The 2,825-nt window shown below is 35.0% G+C and carries 2 protein-coding genes; both read left to right on the top strand.

Annotation, left to right across the window (positions count from 1 at the left end):
• Positions 1–204 precede the first annotated feature (204 nt).
• Entirely contained in the window at positions 205–2,619 is a 2,415-nt protein-coding gene (locus QVO42_RS07815; RefSeq protein WP_022425567.1) for a glycyl radical protein, read from the top strand.
• A 13-nt stretch (positions 2,620–2,632) separates the two neighbouring features.
• Positions 2,633–2,825: transaldolase family protein (locus QVO42_RS07820; protein ID WP_288164095.1), on the top strand; the 193-nt coding region annotated here is incomplete at its 3' end.

The raw sequence follows: 2,825 nt of genomic DNA on the forward strand, positions 1-2,825 counted from the left end.
TTAACTATTTATTGACATTTAATAGTTTGTCTTTTCGCTTCTATCCTATCATTTCTACTTATGTTTCGCAACACAAAAAGTTTCATATGAAAGTTTATAATATTATTTTCATAATTTATAGTTGACTGATAACGCTTTTGTGCGTATGATGTGTTTGTAATGAAAGATATAAAACTTACGTATGAAACTTTAGGAGGAACAAAAATGGAAAATACTCAGCATTTTGGTCAGTTAACTGAAAGAATGAAAGCTTTCAGAGAAGAAGTATTAGATGAAAAGCCTTATGTAGATGGAGAACGTGCTGTTCTTGCGACTGAGGCTTATAAGGAAAACTTAAATCAGCCACGTGTGATGGTTCGTGCAAGAATGTTGAAGAAGATTCTTGAAAACATGTCTATCTATATTGAAGATAAAACACTTATTGTAGGTAACCAGTCTACAAAGAATTGTAATGCACCAGTATTCCCTGAATATACAATGAAGTTCATCATGGATGAATTAGATCTTTTTGAAAAGAGAGATGGTGATGTATTCTATATTACTGAAGAAACAAAACAGCAATTAAGAGATATTGCACCTTTCTGGGAAAATAATAACCTACGTGCAAGAGGTGAAGCTTTACTCCCTGATGAAGTGAGTGTATTTATGGAAACAGGTGTCTTTGGCATGGAAGGTAAGTTGAATGCTGGGGATGCACATCTTGCAGTTAATTATGAACGTATTCTTGCACAGGGCTTAAAGGGTTATGAAGCTTATACAAGAGAAATGAAAGAAAAGCTTGATTTGGCTCAGCCTGATAGTGTTGATAAGTATGTGTTCTATAATTCAGTTTTAACTGTTATTGAAGCCGTGCATACATTCACTCTTCGTTATAGTTCTCTTGCAAAGGAAATGGCAGAAAAAGAAACAAATCCTGCAAGAAAAGAAGAATTATTAGAAATAAGCAGAATTTGTGCAAAGGTACCTTATGAACCAGCACATTCATTCCGTGAAGCAGTACAATCTGTATGGTTTATTCAGTTGATTCTTCAGATTGAATCAAATGGTCATTCATTAAGCTACGGACGTTTTGACCAGTATATGTATCCTTACTATATTAAAGATATCAACGAAAAGAAGATCACTGAAGAAGAAGCATTAGAACTTCTTACTTGTTTATGGATCAAGACACTCACAGTCAATAAGGTACGTTCACAGGCTCATACATTAAGTTCAGCTGGTTCTCCAATGTATCAGAATGTCACTATTGGTGGTCAGACTACTGACAAGAAGGATGCAGTGAATGAATTAAGTTTTGCGGTATTAAAATCAGTGGCTCAGACAAGACTCACTCAGCCTAACTTAACTGTACGTTATCATGCAAACCTCAATAAACACTTCTTTGATGAATGTATTGAAGTAATGAAACTAGGATTTGGTATGCCAGCATTAAATAATGATGAAATCATTATTCCTTCATTCATTAACTGGGGTGTTAAGGAAGAAGATGCTTATAATCATAGTGCTATCGGATGTGTAGAAACAGCTGTTCCTGGTAAATGGGGATATCGTTGTACAGGTATGTCTTATGTCAACTTCCCAAGAGTATTATTATGTACAATGAATAATGGTGTTGACTTAACTACAAACAAACGTTTCACTAAGGGCCATGGTTACTTTACTGAAATGGAAACTTATGAAGATTTACTTGCAGCATGGGACAAAACAGTAAGAGAAATGACACGTTATAGTGTTATTGTAGAAAACTTTATTGATAAGGCATCTGAAAGAGATGTACCTGATATGCTATGTTCTGCATTGACTGATGATTGTATTGGTAGAGGTAAGACTATCAAAGAAGGTGGTGCAGTGTATGACTTCATTTCAGGTCTTCAGGTTGGTATTGCGAATATGGCAAACAGCTTAGCAGCTATCAAGAAGCTTGTTTATGATGAAAAGAAGATCACAAGAGAACAGTTATGGAATGCTATCTTAGATGATTTCCAGTCACCTGAAAACAAGAAGATTCAGGAAATGTTGAATGATGAAGCACCTAAGTATGGTAATGATGATGATTATGCAGATAACTTAATTGTAGAAGCATATGATTCTTATATTGATGAAATCAAAAAGTATCCAAATACTCGTTATAATAGAGGTCCTATTGGTGGTATTCGTTATGCAGGTACTTCTTCAATTAGTGCCAATGTAGGTCAGGGTATGGGTACAATGGCTACTCCTGATGGAAGAAATGCACATGAACCACTCGCTGAAGGATGTTCTCCAGCACATAACACAGATAAGAATGGTCCTACTGCAGTATTCAAGAGTATATCTAAGCTTCGTACTGAAAAGATCACAGGAGGCGTACTTCTTAACCAGAAGATGACACCACAGATGCTTTCTACAGAAGAAAACAAACAGAAACTAGAATTATTGATTCGTACATTCTTTAATCGTCTCCATGGTTACCATGTACAGTACAACATTGTTTCTAAAGAAACACTTATTGATGCACAGAAGCATCCAGAAAATCATAAAGACTTAATTGTACGTGTTGCAGGATATAGTGCATTCTTCAATGTATTATCTAAAGCAACTCAGGATGATATTATCGGTAGAACTGAACAGAGTTTATAGGAGGAAAAAAACAATGGAATTTATTATTGATACAGTTGATTTAGAAGAAATTAGAGATGCAGTGGATCACTTACCAATCGTAGGTGTCACAAGTAACCCAAGTATTGTAAAAAAGACTAGCCCAAAGGATTTCTTTGGACATATGAGAGAAATCAGAAAAATTATTGGTGATGAACGTTCTTTACATATTCAGGTTATTGCGACAG

This window comes from Catenibacterium sp. CAG:290, assembly GCF_000437715.1.
In the GTDB taxonomy this organism is placed as follows: Bacteria; Bacillota_I; Bacilli_A; order Erysipelotrichales; family Coprobacillaceae; genus Catenibacterium; species Catenibacterium mitsuoka_A.

Bases quoted from the DNA above. Each gene is read 5' to 3' on its own strand.
- QVO42_RS07815 (WP_022425567.1), top strand. From the start codon at position 205: ATGGAAAATACTCAGCATTTTGGTCAGTTAACTGAAAGAATGAAAGCT.